The sequence below is a fragment of the Nonomuraea sp. NPDC003709 genome (assembly GCF_040610775.1).
Lineage (GTDB): Bacteria > Actinomycetota > Actinomycetes > Streptosporangiales > Streptosporangiaceae > Nonomuraea > Nonomuraea angiospora_A.
Genome location: NZ_JBEXMW010000003.1, coordinates 841676 through 862159 on the forward strand (window position 1 = coordinate 841676; position 20484 = coordinate 862159).

17 protein-coding genes are annotated in these 20484 nt (G+C 71.0%); 8 read left to right on the forward strand and 9 right to left on the reverse strand.

Annotation, left to right across the window (positions count from 1 at the left end; all coding sequences use genetic code 11):
• Positions 1-60 precede the first annotated feature (60 nt).
• Both ABZX61_RS12605 and ABZX61_RS12610 read right to left on the reverse strand, forming a co-directional pair.
• Positions 61-1404 carry an FAD-binding protein gene (locus ABZX61_RS12605; RefSeq protein WP_355193987.1) on the reverse strand — a complete coding sequence of 448 codons (1344 nt, stop codon included), beginning with the start codon at positions 1402-1404 and terminating at the stop codon, positions 61-63.
• 6 nt (positions 1405-1410) lie between these two features.
• A complete protein-coding gene (locus tag ABZX61_RS12610) occupies positions 1411-2898 on the reverse strand; it encodes an aromatic amino acid ammonia-lyase (protein ID WP_355193989.1) in 1488 nt (495 codons plus the stop codon).
• 62 nt (positions 2899-2960) lie between these two features.
• On the opposite strand from ABZX61_RS12610, the gene ABZX61_RS12615 reads away from it, so the two are divergent.
• Entirely contained in the window at positions 2961-4514 is a 1554-nt protein-coding gene (locus ABZX61_RS12615) for an NAD(P)-binding domain-containing protein (RefSeq protein ID WP_355193991.1), read from the forward strand.
• Positions 4498-5973 carry a fatty acid--CoA ligase family protein gene (locus tag ABZX61_RS12620; RefSeq protein WP_355193993.1) on the forward strand — a complete coding sequence of 492 codons (1476 nt, stop codon included), beginning with the start codon at positions 4498-4500 and terminating at the stop codon, positions 5971-5973. The genes ABZX61_RS12615 and ABZX61_RS12620 overlap by 17 nt, the downstream gene beginning before the upstream one ends.
• 21 nt (positions 5974-5994) lie before the next feature.
• On the opposite strand, the gene ABZX61_RS12625 is transcribed toward ABZX61_RS12620, so the two are convergent.
• The 5 genes from ABZX61_RS12625 to ABZX61_RS12645 are packed head-to-tail and all read right to left on the reverse strand — an operon-like array spanning position 5995 to position 10388.
• A complete protein-coding gene (locus ABZX61_RS12625) occupies positions 5995-6663 on the reverse strand; it encodes a nucleoside/nucleotide kinase family protein (RefSeq protein ID WP_355193995.1) in 669 nt (222 codons plus the stop codon).
• On the reverse strand, positions 6660-7529 hold the full coding sequence (locus ABZX61_RS12630; protein WP_355193997.1) for a sugar phosphate isomerase/epimerase: 870 nt from the start codon (positions 7527-7529) through the stop codon (positions 6660-6662). Before ABZX61_RS12630 ends, ABZX61_RS12625 begins: the two co-directional genes overlap by 4 nt.
• Positions 7530-7554: 25 nt before the next feature.
• Entirely contained in the window at positions 7555-8310 is a 756-nt protein-coding gene (locus ABZX61_RS12635; protein ID WP_350723294.1) for an ATP-binding cassette domain-containing protein, read from the reverse strand.
• Positions 8307-9281 (reverse strand): ABC transporter permease, encoded by a 975-nt coding sequence (locus ABZX61_RS12640; RefSeq protein ID WP_350723292.1) that lies wholly within the window; start codon positions 9279-9281, stop codon positions 8307-8309. Before ABZX61_RS12640 ends, ABZX61_RS12635 begins: the two co-directional genes overlap by 4 nt.
• 54 nt (positions 9282-9335) lie before the next feature.
• Positions 9336-10388 (reverse strand): substrate-binding domain-containing protein, encoded by a 1053-nt coding sequence (locus ABZX61_RS12645; RefSeq protein ID WP_355194000.1) that lies wholly within the window; start codon positions 10386-10388, stop codon positions 9336-9338.
• A gap of 132 nt (positions 10389-10520) precedes the next feature.
• Here ABZX61_RS12645 and ABZX61_RS12650 point away from each other — a divergent pair, with 132 nt between their 5' ends.
• The gene (locus ABZX61_RS12650) at positions 10521-11729 is read left to right on the forward strand and encodes an ROK family protein (protein WP_350723289.1); all 1209 of its coding nucleotides are present in this window, start codon (positions 10521-10523) and stop codon (positions 11727-11729) included.
• A 118-nt stretch (positions 11730-11847) separates the two neighbouring features.
• Complete coding sequence (locus tag ABZX61_RS12655) at positions 11848-13170, forward strand: cellulose binding domain-containing protein (protein ID WP_355194002.1); 1323 nt, start codon at positions 11848-11850, stop codon at positions 13168-13170.
• On the opposite strand, the gene ABZX61_RS12660 is transcribed toward ABZX61_RS12655, so the two are convergent.
• Positions 13165-14154, reverse strand: a complete 990-nt coding sequence (locus ABZX61_RS12660; protein ID WP_355194004.1) for a LacI family DNA-binding transcriptional regulator — start codon at positions 14152-14154, stop codon at positions 13165-13167. The two genes, ABZX61_RS12655 and ABZX61_RS12660, sit on opposite strands and share 6 nt — an antisense overlap.
• Positions 14155-14396: 242 nt before the next feature.
• Here ABZX61_RS12660 and ABZX61_RS12665 point away from each other — a divergent pair, with 242 nt between their 5' ends.
• Genes ABZX61_RS12665 through ABZX61_RS12680 form a run of 4 tightly spaced genes read left to right on the forward strand, consistent with a single transcriptional unit; the run spans position 14397 to position 20023 of the window.
• Positions 14397-15698, forward strand: coding sequence for an ABC transporter substrate-binding protein (locus ABZX61_RS12665; protein WP_355194006.1), 1302 nt, complete (start codon positions 14397-14399; stop codon positions 15696-15698).
• A complete protein-coding gene (locus ABZX61_RS12670; protein WP_355194008.1) occupies positions 15692-16606 on the forward strand; it encodes a sugar ABC transporter permease in 915 nt (304 codons plus the stop codon). The genes ABZX61_RS12665 and ABZX61_RS12670 overlap by 7 nt, the downstream gene beginning before the upstream one ends.
• Complete coding sequence (locus tag ABZX61_RS12675) at positions 16603-17430, forward strand: carbohydrate ABC transporter permease (protein WP_355194010.1); 828 nt, start codon at positions 16603-16605, stop codon at positions 17428-17430. Before ABZX61_RS12670 ends, ABZX61_RS12675 begins: the two co-directional genes overlap by 4 nt.
• Before the next feature lies 1 nt (position 17431).
• Positions 17432-20023 carry a family 78 glycoside hydrolase catalytic domain gene (locus ABZX61_RS12680; protein WP_355194012.1) on the forward strand — a complete coding sequence of 864 codons (2592 nt, stop codon included), beginning with the start codon at positions 17432-17434 and terminating at the stop codon, positions 20021-20023.
• Here ABZX61_RS12680 and ABZX61_RS12685 read toward each other — a convergent pair.
• Entirely contained in the window at positions 19980-20318 is a 339-nt protein-coding gene (locus ABZX61_RS12685) for a DUF6223 family protein (RefSeq protein WP_355194014.1), read from the reverse strand. The two genes, ABZX61_RS12680 and ABZX61_RS12685, sit on opposite strands and share 44 nt — an antisense overlap.
• Positions 20319-20484: the final 166 nt, after the last annotated feature.

The window sequence follows — 20484 nt, forward strand, 5'->3', positions numbered from 1 at the left end:
TGGACACGCTGCGAACGAGGGGAGGCGTTTTCGACACGCGCCCCGAAGTTTTTTCAAGATTTATTCGGCGAACATCCCCTGCCCGGGAGTCAGCAGGTGGCGGGGGTCGAATCGGGCCTTCGCGTGCTCCACGGCGGGCCACAACGGGCCGTAGTGGTCCTTCCAGCCGGCCCGCGTGAGCGCGACGGCGCTGACGGGATAGAGGTGGCCGCCGATGGCGCGGATGCGGTCGTACACCGCGCGGTTGGTCTTGACCAGCCTGCCCACCAGCAGGGGATCGTCGGCGGGGAAGCACACGAGGCTGCAGAGGAACGCGACCTCCCCCTCCGGCAGGCGCACCAGCGGCGAGCTCACGCGGCCGGGGCGGATGGGGTAGAGCAGGATGCGCCCGAACTCGCCCAGGTCCTCCTGGGTCACGTCGGCGAGGAGCTCCGCGGCCAACCCGTCGGCGGCCGCGTCCGGGACGAAGGAGTGCAGCCACGGGTGGGGATGGTGCCAGGTGCCCGCCGCCCGCAGGTGGTTCTCGAGCTTGCTCAGCCGCAGGAACAGCTCCAGGTACGGCAGATCGACGCGCTCGGCCCGGTCGCGGAGGTCGGACAGGCCGGCCAGCGTCTCCTCGTCATCAGGCGGCGAGTCGGCCGAGTGACCGACCCCTACTTCGACCACGCACTGCCGGCCCGGCCGGATCGTGCCTTGCAGGAAGTCGACCCGGTCCGTGGACAGCAGGCGGCGCTGGTCGGCCGTCATCGCCCGGTGGTCCGGGTAGGACAGGGTGTGCAGGCGGACCCGTTCGGGAGCGCGGACGAGCCGGAGGACGGCCCGCGTGATGATCCCGTACTGGCTGAGCCCGCCGCGTACGGCGTCGAAGAGTTCGGGGTGCGCGCTCGCCGAGCACGTGACGACCTCACCCTCGCCCGTCACCACCTCCAGCTCGATGACGTTGCAGCTCTGGAAACCGTGCCGGAACGTCATGCCGCCCAGACCGCCCGCGGAAACGGTCCCGCCGACCGAAAGGTCGAGATAGTCGGTGAGCACCGGCGGGGTCAGGCCGTGCGGCAGGGTGGCGTCGAGCACCGACCGCCAGGTCGCGCCGCCGCCCACGGTCACGCGATCGGCCTCGACCGCGTGCACGGCGTTCAGGTCGCTCATGTCGATCACGAGACCGTCCTCGGCCTGCGCCCGGCCGTAGACGGAATGGCCCTGCCCGCGGGCGGCCACGGGCATCCCTTGCTCGGCCGCCCGGCGCACCGCGGCGGCCACGTCCGGGGCCGATCCCGGCCGGCACACGGCCGCGGGCCGCCGCCTGATCAGGTGCCCGAAATCGTCACTCGCGGCATCCAGGCATTCCGGCGCGTACAACCACGCTTCCTTGCTCATCCCGGCCCCCGAACTCGGCGTGGTCACTCAGGGTCACCATACGTCAACCATGAGCTCGGCGGCCTTGCGGACATCGGCGTCCAGCGGGCGGTCGGGGTCGACCGGAGGGATCGCCTCGATCAGGGCGTCGAGGAGCGCCGCGCAGCCCGGAGCCGTGGGGCGGCGGGCGCCGACGTGCGCGGCCTGCCGCAGCCCCACCGCGAGCGACCCGCAGAGCAACCGCAGCAGGGCGGCCGCGTCGTGGGCGCGAAGGGCGGCCTGGGTGCCGAACGGCACCACGTCCTGGTTGTGCAGGTTGGTCGGCAGGCTCTGCATGCTGACCGGTACGGCGGCGTGGCGGATCTCGGCGACGAACGCGGTCGTGGCGAGCTGCACCCCCTGCATCCCGTGTTGACGGCCGGGCCCGGCGGCGAGCATCGGGGGCAGGCCGCCGTTGCGGGCCGGGTCGACGAGGAGGTCCAGCTGCCGCTCAGCGAGGTTGCCGAGCTGAGCGGTGACCATCGCGAGGACATCGGAGGCGAAGGCGGCCGGCTGCCCGAAGAAGTTGCCGCCGTGCACCACCAGGTCGTCGTCGGGGAAGAACAGCGGGTTGTCGCTGACGCCGGACAGGTCGCCCGCGACGACGCCGTCCACGTACCGCAGGGCATCCTCGGCGGCGCCCAGCAGCTGGGGAGAGCAGCGGATGCTGTACGGCTCCTGCAGCGCGCGCGTGCCGGCCGGGACGATCCCGGAAAGGTGCTTGCGCATGCCGTCGGCGACGTCGGCCGCACCCGGATGGCCGTACGCCGCGATCAGGCGCGGGTCGAGGAAGCCCGGGTCGCAGCCCAGCAGATCGACCAGCAGACAGGTGAGCGCCTGCATCGCGCGGTGGGCGGAGCGGACGCCGTCCAGGGCCAGGGCGGTCGCGGCGGTGGTGAGGGACGTGCCGTTGACCAGCGCGAGGGCGTCCCGGCCGTCGAGCGTCAACGGGGTCAGCCCGGCATGGTGGAGCGCCTCGGCCGCGGGCATCCGCCGGCCGTCGACGTACGCCTCCCCGCGGCCGCGCAGCGCCTGGGCGGCACAGGCGAGCGGGATCAGGTCTCCGCTCGCGCCGACCGAGCCGTACCGGGGGATCGCCGGTACGAACGTCGTCGCGAACATCGCGGCGAGCCCGTCGATCACGTGCGCCGAAACCCCGGACACCCCCTGCGCGAGCGACCACACGCGCACGAGAAGCGCGGCCCGGCTCACCTCATGGGCGAGATCCGGCCCCTGCCCGGCGCCGAGGTGGGCCAGGGTGTTGTCACACTGGTCCGCCTCCTCCTCCCGGCCGGGAAACCCGACCAGGGCGCCGAAGCCGGTGGTCGCGCCGTAGACCGGACGTTCCTCCTCCCGCAGCACGTCGCGGAGGAAGTCACGGCCGCGCTCGACCCGGTCGCGGACGCCCGCGTCGACCACGACGGACACCGGTGCGGCGGCGCGGCGCAGGTCGGCCGAGCGGAGCGGGGCGCTGAGAGCTATGGGAACTTCGGCGGCGGGCATGCCCGGACCATAGGCGGTCAATTCTCAGAATCTTCTGAGAATTCGTCCGTAGCTTCCAGATCATGGCGCATGACTACCTGATCATCGGGGCCGGACCGGCCGGGCTGCAGCTCGCCGCATCGCTCGAACGTAGCGGTCATGACTATGTCGTCCTGGAACGCGGAGCCGGACCGGGCACCTTCTTCACCAGGTTCCCGCGGCACCGCCGGCTGATCTCCATCAACAAGGTGCACACCGGGTACGCGGACCCGGAGCTGCGGCTGCGGATGGACTGGAACTCGTTGCTGAGCGACGATCCCGAGCTGCTGTTCACCCGGTACAGCGAGCGGTACTTCCCGCAGGCCGACGATCTCGTGCGCTACCTGTCCGACTTCGCGGCGGCGACCGGCGTCCGGGTGAGCTACGACACCGACGTCGTCCGGATCAGCCGGGACGACGGCGGGTTCACCGTCACCGACCGCGGCGGGCGCTCGTGGGCGGGCCGGCGGCTGGTCATGGCCACCGGCGTCTCCCAGCTGTACGTCCCGCCGATCCCCGGCATCGAGACCGCCGAACGCTACGACACGTTCGAGACCGACCCGGCATCCTTCGCCGACCAGCGGGTCCTGGTGATCGGCAAGGGCAACTCGGGATTCGAGACCGCCGACGCGCTCATGGAGCAGGCCGCGGTCATCCACATCGCCGGGCCGCACTCCATCAGGATGGCCTGGCAGTCGCATTACGTCGGGCACCTGCGCGCGGTGAACAACAACTTCCTCGACAGCTACCAGCTGAAGTCCCAGAACACGGTCCTCGACGGCACGGTGGAGAGCATCGAACGCCGCGATGACGGCCGCTACCGGGTGATGTTCCGCTACGCCCGCACCGTGGAGGCGCTGCGCGAGCTGTTCTACGACCGGGTGATCGTGTGCACCGGGTTCCGGTTCGACGCCTCGGCGTTCGACGACGGCTGCCGGCCCGCGCTGGTCATCGACGACCGGTTCCCGGAGCAGACGCCGGCGTACGAGTCGGTCAACGTGCCCGACCTGTACTTCGCCGGCACGCTCACCCAGCAGCGCGACTTCAAGAAGGCCACCAGCGGGTTCATCCACGGCTTCCGCTACGGGGTGCGCGCGCTGCACCGGATCCTGACCACCCGCTACCACGGCGGGACCTGGCCGGCCGAGCAGGTGGATCCGGCCCCGGACGCGATCAGCGACGCGATCATCGCCAGGGTCAACCGCTCCTCCGCGCTCTGGCAGCAGTTCGGCGTACTCGGCGACCTGGTCACGGTGGACGGCGCCACCGCGCTCTACCAGGAGGAGGTACCGGTCGCCTACGTCGCCGGCGGCGGGTTCGGCCCGGCCCGGCACGCGTTCGTCGTCACCCTGGAGTACGGAAAGGATCACGACGCCGTCGACCCCTTCGACATCTCGGTCCCGAGGGTCGTCGAGAACGACGCCGTCAACGCCCACGACGCGAGCTACCTGCACCCGGTGGTGCGGCACTACCGCGACGGGGCGCCGGCCGGCGTCCACCACCTCGCCGAGAACCTGGAGAACCAGTGGGACCTGCCGGCGGTGCACCAGCAGCCGCTGGCCGTCTTCGTCAAGGAGTGCCTTGCCGACGCCGGCTGAACCGTACCCGGGCGTCGTCCTCGACCTCCTCGCCGCGGCCGGGGACCGGCCCGTCTTCGAGCACGGTGCCCGTGCCGTCACCGGCGCGCAGCTGCTCGGCCTCGTCCGGCGGATGGCGGCCGGGCTGCGCGCCGCGGCCGTCGGGCCGGGGGACGGCCTCGCCATGCTGCTGGGCGTCACCCCCGAAGCGTTCGCCGCGATCATCGCCGGGTACGTCGTGGGAGCCCGGGTCGTCGGCGTGCGGCCAGGGCTGTCCGACGGCCAGTTGCGCCACCTGCTCCGCCAGGACGTCGCCGCCGTCGTGACCGACGCGCCCACCGGTCCGGAACACACGCCGCGCACGCTGACCGTGCCGGAGCTGCTGGCCGCGCCCGACGACGGCGGCCCGCCGCAGCTGTCCGGCCGGCCGCACGATGTCGCCCGGCTCCTTCACACCAGCGGCAGCACCGGCACGCCGAAGGCGTGCGCGCAGACGTACGCCGCCATGAACGCGGCGTGGACGGCCCGGCCGCGGGCGTGGCCGCCGGCGATCCGGGAGCTGGCGTCCCGGCTGCGGCGCTACCTCATGTTCGGGTCGCTGAGCAGCCAGGTGATGATGGAGTACGGCGTGCTCACGCTCGCCGCGGGCGGCACCATGGTCGTCGCCGACCCGCCGGCCTTCCCCGACGCGATCGTCAGGCATCGGGCCTCCGCCACCGTCATCACCGTGCCCCGCCTGTACAAACTCGTCGCCGCGCAGCGTGACGACCCGGCAGACCTGAGCAGTCTCCAGGCGCTCATGGTGTCCGGGTCGCCACTGGCGGCGTCCCGGCTCCGAGAGGCGCTCGACGTGCTCGGCCCGGTCGTGTTCCAGGGCTACGGCCAGACCGAGACCGGCACGATCTCGATGGCCACGCCGTCGGACGTCCCTCCCTCGGTCGGGTTCCCGCCCGACGTCGTCGACGTCGTGATCCGGGACGCGGACGGCAGGCCCGTCCCGCCCGGCGTCGACGGCGAGCTGTACGTCCGCACACCCGCGCAGGCCATCGGCTACTGGGCCGAACCGGCGGAGACCGCGGAGGTGTTCGTGGACGGGTGGGTGCGCACCCGGGACCTGGGCCACTTCGACGAGGACGGGCGGCTGTACCTGGCCGGGCGGACGCGGGACGTCGTCATCGTCAACGCGAATCTCTACTACGCCGGCCCGATCGAGCGGGCTCTGGCCGCGTCCCCCGATGTCGCGGAGGCGTACGTGGTCGGCGCCCCCGACGAGAACACCGGCGAGGCGGTGCACGCGTTCGTGGTGCCGGTGGCTGGCCGGGCCCCGGATCTCGGTGAGCTGCGGAGGCTGGTCGGTGGGCAACTGGGTGACGCGTGCGTGCCGGCGACGATCACCGTCATCGAAGAGGCGCCACCGGCGCCGAACGGCAAACCGGACAAGCGCCTCCTGATGACCGCGATATCCCGAGCGGAGGCTTAGCCGCAGGTCGGACGGGGCCGCTCACATGCCGCCGGGATGCTCGATCGACCGGATGACGGCGTCAGGGACGATCAGGTCGGCCTTCGGTTTGGTGGTGGCGATCAGATCGGCGTTGCGCTGGTCGACCTCCGCCACCCAGCTCACCGCGTGCTCCGGCGGCTTGCCGAAGCGGATGTGCCGGGTGACCAGCCGGTCCACGCGCTCGGCGTGGCCCAGATCGCAGTACCAGACCTCGTCCAGCCAGGGGCGTACGCGGCCCCAGTCACCCTCGTCGAGCAGGAGGTAGTTGCCCTCGGTGATGATCAGCCGGGCGGCGCGGGGGACCGGGATGCTGCCGGCGATGGGCTGCTCCAGGTCGCGCTCGAAGGCGGGGGCGTAGACCACGTCCTCCTCGTCCTCGCGCAGGCGGCGGAGGAGGGCGGCGTAGCCGGCGGCGTCGAAGGTGTCGGGGGCGCCCTTGCGGTCGCGCCGGCCGAGCCGGTCGAGCTCGACGTCGGCCAGGTGGAAGCCGTCCATCGGGACGTGGGCCACCCAGTCGGCGGTGAGGCCGGGGGGTGGCTCCTGCCGGAGCAGGCGGGTGAGGGTCACCGCGAGCGTGGTCTTGCCCGCGCCGGGGCCGCCGGTGATGCCCAGGAGGGCCCGCCGGCCGCCCCAGGCGCGGGCCCGGGCGAGGAGGTCGTCCAGGCTCATCGGGCCGGGCTGGTGTGGAGGTGGCCGGCGATGAAGGCGCGGGCGTGCCGGGCGAGGTCTTCGCCGTCGTCCCACAGGTTGCGCCAGATCGCCAGGTCGTTGGAGAGCCCCTCCATCACGACCGCCGAGGAGAACGACTCGAAGGTGATCGGCCCCTGGTATCGGATGTCGTCCAGGGCGTGGAAGAACGCGGTGAAGTCCAGGTGGCCGGAGCCGAGGTAGCCACGGTGGTTCTCGCCGATGTGGACGTAGCCCAGCCGGTCGCCGACCTCGCGCACGGGGCGGACGAGGTCGTCCTCCTCGATGTTCATGTGGTACGTGTCGAGGTGGATCAGGACGTTGTCCTCGCCGATGTCGTCGGCGAGGCGCAGCGCGTCCCGGGCGGTGTTGATGACGTTGGTCTCGTACCGGTTGCAGATCTCCAGGCCGAGCGTCATGCCGTGGCCGCTCGCCTCCTGGGCCAGCCGGCGCAGCACCGCGACCACGTTGCGCCGCCCCGCCTCGGTGAGCGGGCGGCCGTACTTGCCGAGCGCGCTGTAGAGCGCGCCGGTGAAGTGGGTGCCGCCGAGCTCGCGGGTCGTGGCCAGGGAGTCGTGCAGCAGCTTCTCGCCGCGCTCGACCACGGCCGGGTCGTCGCTGGAGACGTCGGCGTCGAAGGCGAGGCCGCGGGAGCAGGCCACGCCCAGTCCGGCCGTACGCAGGGCCTCACGCGCGGCGGCGACGTCGAGGTTCGCCGAGTCGTGCAGCGAGATCTCCAGCAGGTCGAAGCCGGTCGCCTTGGTCTTGTCGATCGCGTACGCCAGCGAGGCCGGGCCGGTGTCGCCGACCCAGACGAGAGCGTGGACGCCGATGGGGTTGGTGGTCATCTGAGTGGATTGCCTTTCTGGGGCGTCAGTTGCTGAGCGCGCCGGTGATCAGGGCGACGATCTCCTCGCCGGTGGTCTCGGCCGTACGCCGCCCGCCCACGCACCGCCCGGCCCGCATCACCCACACCTGCTGGCTGAGCCGCATGACCTGGGCGAAGTTGTGGCTGATGAGCAGGACCGCGTGACCCTCGTCGCGGAGTCTGAGGATCAGCTCCTCGACCCGGGCGGTCTCCTGCACGCCGAGCGCGGCCGTGGGCTCGTCCATGATCACGAGCTTGGAGCTGAACCCGGCGGCGCGGCAGATGGCCACGGCCTGGCGCTGGCCGCCCGAGAGCCGGCGTACCCGGGACTTCACCGCGGGCACGTTGACGGCGAGCGTGGAGACCATCTCGCGGGCGCGGGCCTGCATGGCGCGCCGGTCGAGCAGGGCGACCGGGCCGAACCTGCGGACGATCTCGCGGTTGAGGAACAGGTTCTGCCACACCGTGAGGTCTTCCACCAGCGCGAGGTTCTGGTGCACGGTCTCGATCCCGGCCTCGCGGGCGTCCTCCGGGGAGCGGAAGTCGGTCTCGGCGCCGTCGAAGACGATGCGGCCGCTCTGCGGCCGGTGGATGCCGGAGATGCAGCGGACGAGGGTGGACTTGCCCGCGCCGTTGTCGCCGACCAGCGCGGTGATCTCGCCACGGCGCAGGGTGAGGGAGACGTCGGCCAGCGCGCGTACGCTGCCGAAGGCCAGGGAGACCTCGTGGGCCTCGAGCAGGGGAGTGCCGTTCTCGGTCATCGCTGGAACCTTGTGAGCAGGGCGGCCAGCACCACGACGACGCCGACGGCCAGCGGTTGGTAGAACTGGGAGACCCCGAGCAGGGTCAGCCCGTTGACCAGCGCGACCAGCAGCAGCGCGCCGATGACCGGGCCGATGATGGTGCCCCGCCCACCGAAGAGGCTCACCCCGCCGAGCACGACCGCGGCCACGGAGTTGAGCAGGAAGGAGGTGTTGGAGGCGGGTTCGGCGGCGCCGACGCGGGCGACCAGGAGCAGCGCCCCCAGCCCGGCCAGCGCGCCGCTGATGGCGTAGACGGCGATCTTGATCCGCCGGGTGCTGATGCCCATCGCGTTGGCCGACTCCGGCGAGCCGCCGGTGGCCAGCACGTGGGTGCCGAACCTGGTGTGGAACAGCACGACGTGCGCCACGATCGCGACCACGATCGCGATCAGGAACGAGTAGCCGAAGATCCCCACTCTCCCGGTGGACAGGGCCAGCAGCGCGGGGTCGATGATCGTGACCGGCTTGCCGTCGGAGAGGATCAGCGCCAGACCGGAGGCCGCCGAGAGCATGCCCAGCGTCACGATGAAGTCCGCGATCTTGCCCCAGGCGGTGATCATGCCGTTGACCAGGCCCGCCACTGCCGCGGCGAGCACGCCCGCCACGCAGGAGAGCGCCAGCCCCCACTGCGCCGTGTACGCCTGGCCGAAGACCACCGCGCCCAGCGTCATCGCCGAGGCGATCGACAGGTCGATGCCGGCGGTGGCGATCACGAACGTCTGGCCCACGGCCAGCACGATCAGGATCGCGGCGGCCAGCAGCATGGAGGTGATGTTGCCGGGGCTGAGGAAGGTCGGATTGAGCGCCTGGAACACGATCACCAGGACGACCAGTCCGACGAGGGCCGCCCACTCCGCCCAGAACCCGACGTCTTTCAGCTTCGCGGCCCAGTGCTCTCCGTCGCGGGCCGCGAGCGTTGCGTTTGCCATGTCTGTCACTCCTCGTCCCACCGGGCCGGACGGCCGGGCAGGACGGCGTAGGCGCTACTTGATGAGGGACGCGAACGGGTCGTCGTAGCTGCCGAACGGCTTGGGTGTGGCCGCCAGCGCCTTGTCGGCGTTCTCCTTGGTGACCAGCTCGACCGGGGCCTTGACGTTGGCGGGCAGCGTCTTGCCGGTCGCCGCCGCCTGGCACGCCTCCACGCCCATCAGCCCGATCGCGTACGGGTACTGGGCGACGGTGCCGTCCAGGGTGCCGGCCTTGACCGCGTCGAGCGCGTCCTTGATGCCGTCGACGCTGATGACCTTGACCTTGCCGGCCTTGCCCGCGTTGGCGACGGCGCGCGCCACGCCCAGCCCCATGTCGTCGTTGGCGACGAAGAATCCGGCCAGGTCGGGGTGCGCCTGCAGCACGTCGGTGGCGGCGGTGAGCGCGGTCTGCCGCTCCCAGTTGGCCGCGACGGTCTGCACCATCTTGACCTTGGGCCCGAGGCCCTGCTTGAAGCCCTCGACCCGGGCGCCGCTGGTCACGTCGCCCGCGATGCCGCCGATGGCGGCGACGTCGCCGCCGTCGGCCAGCAGCTCGGTCATGCGCTGCCCGGCCGTCTTGCCGGCCTCGACGTTGTCGGTCCCGATGTACGTCGCGAGCTTGACGTTCGCGCTCTTGGCCGCCGCCGCGTCGATCGGGCTGTCGATGTTGACCACGGTCTTGTTCTGGGCGGAGAGCTGGGCCAGGCCCTGGACCAGGTTGGTGCCGGAGATCGGGTTGACCACGTAACAGGAGAAGTCCTGCCCGGCCAGGCCGTTGAGCTTGTCCGCCTGGCCGGTCGTGTCCGTGATGGCGTTGGCCGCCTGGACCGTGACCGGCACCTTGGCCGTGGCGGCCTGGTCGTCCATGCCCTGCTTCATCGTCTGGAAGAACGGGTTGTCCAGGCCCTTGATCACGGCGGCGATCTTGGGTGTCGCGGTGCCCGCCTCCCCGGCCACGGGGGTGCTCCCGGTGGTCTCGCTGGAGCCGCAGGCAGCCAGCGCGAGCGCGCCCGCAGCGAGAACCGCGCTGAGGGCCGCGGTGCGGCGACCTCGGGTGTTGGCCATCATCGGATGCCCCTTTCAGCGTCGATGGCATGACCGTAACCAGTGTTTCCGTTAGATTGCAACACTCCTTTCGACTTTTTATGTCGAAACATGGCTAACTTCCGTCTAGTGGGAGACATAGCTAGAGTGACCCGTATGGATGCACCGAGCCTGCCCGGCGTGTGGCGGGGAGCCAGCTCAGGCGAGATCCTCAGCCTGTTCCGCGACGCCCCCGACGGCCTGACGAAGGCCGACGTGATGCGCCACACCGGCCTGTCGCGCACCACCGTCAACCAGCGGCTCGACGGCCTGCTCGCGGCCGGTCTGCTGATGCCCGCCGAGGAGGAGGCGCGCACCCGCGGCCGCCCTGCGGGCCAGTTCGTGGTCAACCGGGACCGCGGGGTGCTGCTGGTGGCCGACATCGGCGCGACCGGCCTGCGGGCCGCCGTGTGCGACCTGGCCGGCGAGGTGCGGGCCGAGCGCGAGGTCCGCGCCGAGGTGACGGCGGGCCCGCAGGCCATCCTCACCATCGTGGACGAGCTGTTCACCGAGGTCCTCGCCGCGGCCAGGCGCAAGCCCGGCGAGGTGCTCGGCATCGGGCTCGACGTGCCGGGCCCGGTGGACTTCGAGACCGGACGGGTCGTCAGCCCGCCGATCATGACAGGCTGGGACCGCTACGACATCCCCGGCTGGTTCCGCTCCCGCTTCGACTGCCCCGTCCTGGTGGACAAGGACGTCAACGCCATGGCGTACGGCGAGCAGCGGCTGCGCTACCCGGACGTGCCCCACCTGCTCATGCTCAAGATCGGCACCGGCGTCGGCACCGGCCTCATCGCCAGCGGCAAGGTGCACCGCGGCGCCGACGGAGCGGCCGGCGACGTCGGCCACATCCAGGTCACGGTGGACGACGTGGCCGAGCCGCCCATCTGCCGGTGCGGCAACGCGGGCTGCGTCGAGGCGTACGCCGGGGGCTGGGCCATCGTGCGCGACCTGCGCGAGGCGGGCCGCGACGTGACCACCGTGGACGACGCCGTACGCCTGATCCGCAGCGGCGACCTCGTCGCGGTGCGGCTCGCCCGGCGCGCGGCCCGCATCCTCGGCGGCGCGATCGCCGACACGGTCAACCTGTTCAACCCGCGCGTCATCGTCATCGGCGGGCAGCTCGCCCACACCGACGAGCAGCTCTTCGCCGGCATCCGCGAGATCGTCTACCGGCGCTCGCTCCCGCTGGCCACCCGCAACCTGCAGATCGTGCGCAGCGACCTCGACCCGCACGCGGGCGTGCTCGGCCTGGCGCAGCTGCTGGTCGACGGCATCTACACCCCCGCGCGGGTCCAGCAGCTCGTGGACGGCGCCGTGGCATAGCGAGCCGATGAAAGTTACAGGCTTTCCGGCGTGTTCGCCCAGGTCGCGATCGCCTGTGCTTGACCGGCCGTAGCTCCGCGGAAAGAGTCGATCCGAACCTTTCTGGGTTGGGAGTCCGATGAGTTACGTTCGTCGCCGGTTGCTTGCCATCCTGCTTCCCGGTTTCCTGGTCGTGCTCTGCGCCTTCGTGTCCTTGACGGAACAGTCCGCCGGTGCGGTCGCCGACCCGCCCGGCCCGGTGACCGGCAACGCCACCTACTTCGACGGACTCGGCTCGCCGTACGGCGGCTGCGGGATGCCCCAGGCGAGCCTCGACTCGCAGGACTTCGTCGCGCTCAACGTCTACAACACCCCCGGCGACTACGCCTTCTACCCCCGGCCGCTGACGGGAGCCAACCTCAGCAAGGCCGGGTTATGGAACAACGGCCTCAACTGCGGCCGCTACGTGCAGGTCGAGATCAGCGACTACTGCACGGGCACCAACGACGGCGCGCCGAACCAGGCGTTCTGCCGCAACGGCTCCTGGGTCTCCGACGCCTACAACGGCGCGAAGCTGACCATGCTCGTCGCCGACAGCTGCGGTGACTCCAACGGCTGGTGCCGCGACGATCCCTACCATCTGGACCTGTCCAAGGACTCGCTCAACCGGTTCGTGAAGAACGGCGGCGCGATCGGGGACATGTACCCCAACCACTGGAACAACCGGCACGTCACCTGGTCGTTCGTCCCCGCGCCCAACTACAGCGGCGACATCAACATCGGCTTCCTACAGGGCGCCCAGGTCTGGTGGCCGGCCATCTCCGTCTCGCACCTGGCCAACGGCATCCACGGCGTCGAGTACTACGCCAACGGCACCTGGCAGACGGCCCAGATGAACAGCGACATGGGCCAGTCCTACGTCATCGGCGGGACCACGTCGGGCGGCGGCCAGTTCCAGATCCGCGTGCGGGACGCCACGGACACGCTGATCAACGGCGGGCGCGTGTACAGCTTCTCGCTGCCGTCGGCCTGCAACCCGCAGTGCGGCACGCCGTACACCAAGGTCACCTACACCACCTCACAGGGCCCGACCTCCACGCCTACACCGACCCCGACGGTGACTCCCACGGTGACCCCCACCGTGACGCCCACGGGCGGCACCGGCGTCTCCTGCAGCGTGAACCACCAGGTCGCCAGCACCTGGCAGGGCGGTTTCACGGCCAACGTCACCGTGAAGAACACGGGCACTTCGACCTGGAACAACTGGACGATCACGTGGACCGCGCCGTCCGGCGTGTCCCTGGTCAACGGCTGGGGCTCCACCGTCACGTCGTCGGGCGCCACGTGGACGATCAAGGCGCCGAGCTGGGCCACGAGCCTCGCGGCGGGCGCGACGGCCACCTTCGGCTACCAGGCCAACGGCCCGTCCACGGCCGCCCCGACCGGCATCACCTGCTCATAGGCCGGGAGGCGCGGTGGAGCGGCGCACGACCAGGCTCGGCGTGACGGAGAAGTGCACGGCGGTGGTGCGGCCTTCGATGCGTTCGAGCAGCAGCCGCCCCGCCGTACGGCCCATGACGGCTCCGTCCTGGTTGACGGTGGTCAGCGCGATGTTGGGATGGGCGGCCAGGCGGGTGTTGTCGTAGCCGGCGACGGAGACGTCGTCCGGGACGGTGAGACCGGCTTCGTGGAGCGCGGTCAGGACGCCGAGCGCCGACTCGTCGGAGCCCGCGAAGATCGCAGTCGGGCGCGGAGACCGGCTCAGCAGCTCGTGGGCGCCGCGATAACCGCCGTCCTCGGAGTACGAGGTCGCGACCACGGCGATCTCGTCGGCGAACCCGTGGTCACGCATCACGCGCTCGTAGGTCTCGGCCCTGATGTGCGGCTTGTGGTCGGCGGGTTGTCCCTGCTCCTCGTGGAAGGTGATGTGCCCGATGCGACGGTGACCGAGCGCGATCAGGTGCTCCATGACGAGCTCGGAGCCCGTTCGGTCGTCGTCGACGATCGAGTCGTACGCCGGTGAGCGATCGTGCCGGCCGAGCACCAGGGTGGGGATCTCGCGTGCCACCCGCTCCAGCTGCGTGCGGCCGGCGAGTGGGGCGATCATGAGAATGCCGTCCACCTGCCGGTCCATCAGGGCGTCGATGGCTCGTTCCTCGGTCTTGTTGCGGGTGCCGCCCTGGATCATGATCGCTTGGTAGTCGGACTCCGCGAGCTGCTCCACCAGGCCGCTCATGATCTCGGCGTAGAACGGGATCCCGATGTGCTGCATGAGGACGCCGATGGTGAACGACCGTCCGCGCAGCGCGCGGGCGGCGGCCTGGGGACGGTAGCCGAGCTCGTCGATGGCCCGCTTGACGCGGTCCCGCATGGCCTCGCTGACCCCGTAGTCGTTCCGGATGACCTTCGAGACCGCCGCCTTGGAGACCCCGGCGAGTTTCGCCACGTCGGATATGGTCACTCTTCGTCGTCGCTCAGGCGCGACCATGGGCATCCCTTCTCGAAGCTGAGTCCTGCCGATTGTACGCCTGCGTAGACCGGTTTACATAAGTCGTGAGATGCGATGTCTCTTCTAGGACATATGGCGTAGACCGGTCTACGTTTTTTCCTTGACCGCTGGTGGCGTAACGGCTACGTTAACTCGCATCGGGGGCCCGTTAAAACGATTCAACGACCTGTAGGGGCACTGTGAAGACCTCTCACCGCATGCTCGCAGCGGGCCTGGCCGTTCTGACGACGGCGGCACTGACCTCCTGCGGATCCGACTCCGGGACGGCTGCCGACGGCACCGTCACCCTGTCCTTCCTCATCGACAACGGCGCGTCGACCATGGCGAGAGCCAAGGGGCTCGCGGGCGCCTTCATGCAGGCCAACCCCAAGATCAAGATTGAGACCGAGACGCGGCCGGGCGGCACCGAAGGCGACAACCTCATCAAGACCAGGCTCTCGACCGGCGAGATGTCGGACGTGTTCTGGTACAACTCGGGCTCGCTGCTCCAGGCGCTCAACCCGGCGCAGACCATGGTCGACCTGACCGGCGATCCGGTGCTGGCCGACGTGCAGAAGGAGTACCTGCCCGCCGTGACCCAGGGCGGCAAGGTGTACGGCGTGCCGTCCGGCAGCATGAGCGGCGGCGGCATCCTGTACAACCGCAAGGTCTACGAGCAGCTCGGCCTCCAGGTGCCCAAGACCTGGGCCGAGTTCATGGCCAACAACGACAAGGTCAAGGCGGCCGGGATCACACCGGTGATCTCCACGTTCAAGGACACCTGGACCTCGCAGCTCCTGCTTCTCAGCGACTACTACAACGTCCAGGCCGCGGTCCCGGCCTTCGCGCAGGACTACACGGCCAACAAGGCCAAGTTCGCCACCACCCCCGCGGCCAGGGCCGGGTTCGATCACCTGGCCGAGGTGCACGCCAAGGGCTACCAGAACGACGGCTTCGGCTCGGCCACCGCCGAGCAGGGCATGAAGATGCTGGTCGAGGGCAAGGGCGCGCACTACGCGATGACCAGCTCCCAGATCCCGCCACTGGTGGCCACGATGCCGCAGGCCGCCACCGACATCGGCTTCTTCGGCGTCCCCGGCGCCGACGCGGCCAAGAACGGCGCCACCGTCTGGGAGCCGCCCGGCGTCTACATCGCCAAGACCACCGAGCACCTGGACGCGGCCAAGAAGTTCCTCGCCTTCATCGCCTCCCCGGCCGGCGCCGACGCGATCAGCAAGGCCGTCCAGCCCGCGGGACCGTTCCGGATCAACGGGGCCAAGCTGCCGGACAACGCCATCCAGGCGGCCAAGGACCTCCAGGCCTACCTCGACAAGGGCGCCACCGCCTCCGCGCTGGAGTTCGTCTCGCCGGTCAAGGGCCCGTCGCTGGAGCAGATCACCGTCGCGGTCGGCTCCGGGCTGACGCCGCCCGCCGAGGGTGCCGCGCAGTACGACAAGGACGTGGACAAGCAGGCCAAGCAGCTGGGGCTGCCCGGATGGTGACCCAGCAGGACGCCGGGCCCCGCACGGGGCCCGGCCCGGCCTTGCCCCGTCCCCACGCAACGGCCTACCCGTACGCGCTCTACCTGCCGGCCGCGGTCGTCTACCTGGTGATCTTCCTGGTGCCGACGGCGATGGCCTGCTACTTCGCGCTGACCCGCTGGACCCTGTTCGACAGCACCTTCGTGGGGCTGGACAACTTCCGCGACTTCTTCGCCGAGCAGAACCTGCGCGCCGGCTTCGCCAACACCCTGGTCTACGCCGTGCTCACCTCCGGGCTGAAGGTGGTGCTCGGGCTGCTGCTCGGCGTGCTGCTCACCTCACGGCTGCGGCTGCGTGGCTTCCTGCGCTCGGTGGTGTTCTTCCCCGTCCTGGTGTCGACGGTCGCGGTCGGCATCACCTTCAGCGCCCTGCTCAGGCCGGACACCGGCCTGGTGAACAAGGCCCTGGCCGTGGTCGGGGTCGACGGGCCCGACTGGCTCGGCGACGCCGGTACCGCCCTGCTCTCGGTCGCCCTGGTGGATGTGTGGAAGGGCGTGGGCCTGGCCACGGTGATCTACATCGCCGGCATCATGTCCATCCCCCGCGACTACTACCAGGCGGTCGCCGTGGACGGCGGAGGGGCCTGGCACCGCTTCCGCCACGTCACTCTCCCGCTGTCCTGGCCGGCCACGTACTCGGTGATCGTCCTCTCCCTCATCGGGGGGCTGCGCTCTTTCGACCTGATCTGGACGATGACCCGCGGCGGACCGGGCTTCACCAGCGACACCATCGCCTCGATCATCTACAAGCAGTACCAGGCCGGCTTCTTCGGCCTGTCCACCGCGGGCAACGTGATCCTGTTCGTGGTCGTGACCGCGATCGTCGTCCCCCTGAACCGCTTCCTGGCCAAGAGGCAGGTGACTTCGTGAGAGCACTCAAGAGATTCGGCGCGGAGGGGATCGCGCTGCTCGGGGCCGCCGTGGTCTTCCTGGTCCCGTTCTCGTTCATGCTGCTGACCGCGGTCAAGGACCCCCTCCAGTCCGCGGACCTGGACTTCTCCTGGCCGAGCGAGTGGCGGGTCGTCCAGAACTTCCTGGAGGTGATCGAGGCGCATGACTACGTGCTGCTGCGCGCCTACCTCAACAGCACGATCCTCACCGTCGTGTCGGTCACGCTCGTCGTGCTCTTCGCCGCCATGGCCGCGTTCGTGCTGCAACGCCGCGCGGGCCGGATCGGGTCGCTGGCGAACTTCCTGGTCCTGGCCGGGCTGATCATCCCGCCCGCGATCGTCCCGACGATCTGGCTGCTGCAGGCCATCGGCCTGTTCAAGACGCTGCCCGGGCTGATCCTGATCGAGGTCGCCTTCCATCTGTCGTTCGCGGTGCTGCTCTTCCGCGCGTTCGTCGCGGCCATCCCGCGCGAGCTGGACGAGGCCGCCATGATCGACGGTTGCAGCGGGCCCGCGCTCTTCTTCCGGGTGATCTTCCCCCTGCTCAAGCCGGTCACCGTCACCGTGATCGTGACCAGTTCGGTGGCGGTCTTCAACGACTTCGTCAACCCGCTGTACTTCCTGCCCGGCGACGACAACGCGACCGTGCAGGTGACCCTCTACAACTTCCAGAGCCAGTACAGCACGCAGTGGAACCTGCTGTTCATGGACATCGTGCTGATCACGATCCCGCCGCTGCTGCTCTTCGTCTTCTTCAACCGCAAGATCGTGGCCGGGATGACCGCCGGCGCCATCAAGGGATGATATGACCTCTCCGCACGTCCACGCCCCCACCTTCGAACACCACCGCGAGCCGCTCGGCATCGGCGAGAACGCGCCCCGCCTGTCGTGGACCGTCGCCACCGACCTCCCCGGCTGGCGGCAGGCCGCCTACGAGATCGAGCTCGGCGACGGCACGGCGAGCGGACGCGTCGAGTCGGAGGAGTCGGTGCTGGTGCCCTGGCCCGGCGAGCCGCTGGGCTCGCGCGAACGGCGCAGCGCCCGCGTACGGGTCCACGGCCACGACGGCTCGGCGAGCGACTGGAGCGAATGGTCCTGGGCCGAGACCGGCCTGCTGCAACCCGCCGACTGGCAGGCCGGCGCCGCCGCACCGCCGCCGGCGCTGCTCGGCCCGCCCGACGGCCCCGCCCTCCTGCTGCGCCGCGACTTCACCCTGCGCGGCCCGATCACCCGCGCCCGCCTGTACGTCACCGCCCACGGCCTGTACGAGGCCGAGATCAACGGCCACGCCGTCGGCGACGACGTGCTCGCCCCCGGCTGGACCAGCTACGGCCACCGCCTGCGCTACCGCACCCACGACGTCACCGCCCTCCTGCGCCGGGACGCCAACGCCATCGGCGCCACCCTGGCCGACGGCTGGTACCGGGGCCGCATCGGTTTCCTGGGCGGCACGACCGGCGTCTACGGCGACCGTACGGCGCTCATCGCCCAGCTCGAGATCGCGTACGAGGACGGCACGACGGAGACGGTCGTCACCGACGGCTCCTGGCGCTGCGCCACCGGGCCGATCACCGCCACGAGCCTCTACGACGGGGAGAAGCACGACGCCCGGCTGGTGCCCGCCGGCTGGTCCGCGCCCGGCTTCGACGATTCCGCCTGGCTGCCCGCCGACGTGCTCGCCCACGACCCGGCCCGGCTGGTCGCCTCCAGCGGTCCCCCCGTGCGCCGGACGGAGACGCTGAGCCCGGTGGCGGTGCTGACCGGCCCGGGCGGGGAGACGATCCTCGACTTCGGCCAGAACATCGCCGGCCGCTTGCGCATCCGCGTCCAGGGCCCGGCCGGGCACACCGTCACCCTCCGGCACGCCGAGGTCCTGGAGAACGGCGCGCTCGCCCTGCGGCCACTGCGCCAGGCTGCCGCGCTCGACGCGTACACGCTGCGCGGCGACGACGGGCCCGAGGAGTGGGAGCCCCGGTTCACCACGCACGGCTTCCGCTACGCCCAGGTCGACGGGTGGCCCGGAGAAGTCGGCCCTGCCGATGTCCAGGCCGTGGTCTGCCACACCGACCTGCGGCCCATCGGCGCGTTCGACTGCTCGGATCCGCTGCTGAGCCGCCTGCACGACAACGTCCGGTGGAGCATGCGCGGCAACTACGTCGACCTGCCCACCGACTGCCCCCAACGTGACGAGCGCCTGGGCTGGACCGGCGACCTCCAGGTCTTCGCCCCGACCGCGGCGTTCCTGTACGACTGCACGGGAGCGCTGGCGTCCTGGCTCGCCGACCTGGCCGCCGAGCAGGCCGACCTCGGCACGGTGCCGTCGTACGTGCCGTGGGTGCCGCTGAAGTTCCCGCCACGCTCCGCCGCGGTGTGGGGTGACGCCGCGGTGCTCGTCCCGTGGGTGCTCTACCGGAGCTCCGGCGACCTCGCCCTGCTGCGCAGGCAGTACGCCAGCATGAAGGCGTGGGTGGAGCACGTCACGTCCCTGGCCGGCGACGACCACCTGTGGAACGAGGGCTTCCAGTACGGCGACTGGCTCGACCCCGCCGCGCCCCCCGACAAGCCGGGCAAGACGCGTACGGACCCCGCGCTGGTCGCCACCGCCTACCACGCCCGCACAGCGCGCGTCCTTGCCGACACGGCGGCGCTGCTCGGCCACCCGACCGACGCGGCCCGGTACGGCGAGCTGGCCGAGGCCGTGCGAGCCGCCTTCCGCCGCGAGTTCGTCACCCCGTCGGGCCGGCTGGCCTGCGACAGCCAGACCTCCTACGCGCTGGCCCTGACCTTCGACCTGCTGGAGGGACCCGCGCAGCGGGAGCGGGCCGGGCGGCGCCTGGTCGAGCTGGTCGTCCAGGACGACCACCGCATCAGCACGGGCTTCGCCGGCACGCCGCTCATCTGCGACGCGCTCTGCTCGGTCGGGGCGTACGACACCGCCTACGAGCTGCTCACGCAGCGCGAATGCCCGTCCTGGCTCTATCCGGTGACGATGGGCGCCACCACCATCTGGGAGCGCTGGGACAGCCTGCTGCCCGACGGCACGATCAATCCGGGCGAGATGACCTCGTTCAACCACTATGCCCTGGGCGCGGTCGCCGACTTCCTGCACCGCACCGTCGCCGGACTCGCCCCGGCCGCCCCCGGCTACCGCCGCCTGCGGATCGCGCCCCGGCCGGGCGGCGATCTCACGCACGCCTCGGCCCGTCTCGACACCCCGTACGGCCTCGCGGCCGTCTCGTGGGAGCGGGACGGCGAGACGCTCACGGTGACGGCGACCGTGCCCCCGGGGACGGCCGCCGAGGTGGACCTGCCCGGGAGCGTCCTGCGCGAGGTGGGCGCCGGGACCCACACCTTCACCGTGACCGGGAAGAGCCGCGGGCCAGGCCCAGCCCACTGAGGGCCACGCCGACCAGCCCTACCAGCAGGGCGATGACGCCCCCGACTATTCCGTAGCCGGTGCCCGGACCGCCCTCGGCGGCGGCCACGACCAGCCCGCCGACGACCGCGCCGGCCAGCCCCGCCGCCAGGGCCACGACGGCCCTGGCACGACCGGTGGAGCGGGCCAGGGCCAGCCCGCCGAGGACCACGCCGACCAGCCCCAGCGCTATGGCCACCAAGGACCAGAGACGCCCGGGGGTCAGGTCATAGGCGCTGACGTCCGGGGCTGTGGCGAGCAGATGACGGATGATCATGAGGTGCTCCTTCTCCTACGACCGGATGTCGAGCATGTCCGCCGGAGCCCTCGCCGGTCGTCCGCCTGACGTGGGCAGTTCGCGGTGCCGCCGATGCCGCAGCCGGCTACGGCGAATGCCGCAGAAGCCGCGAAGGTACCGCGGGTGCGGTAGCCGGCCGCTCATC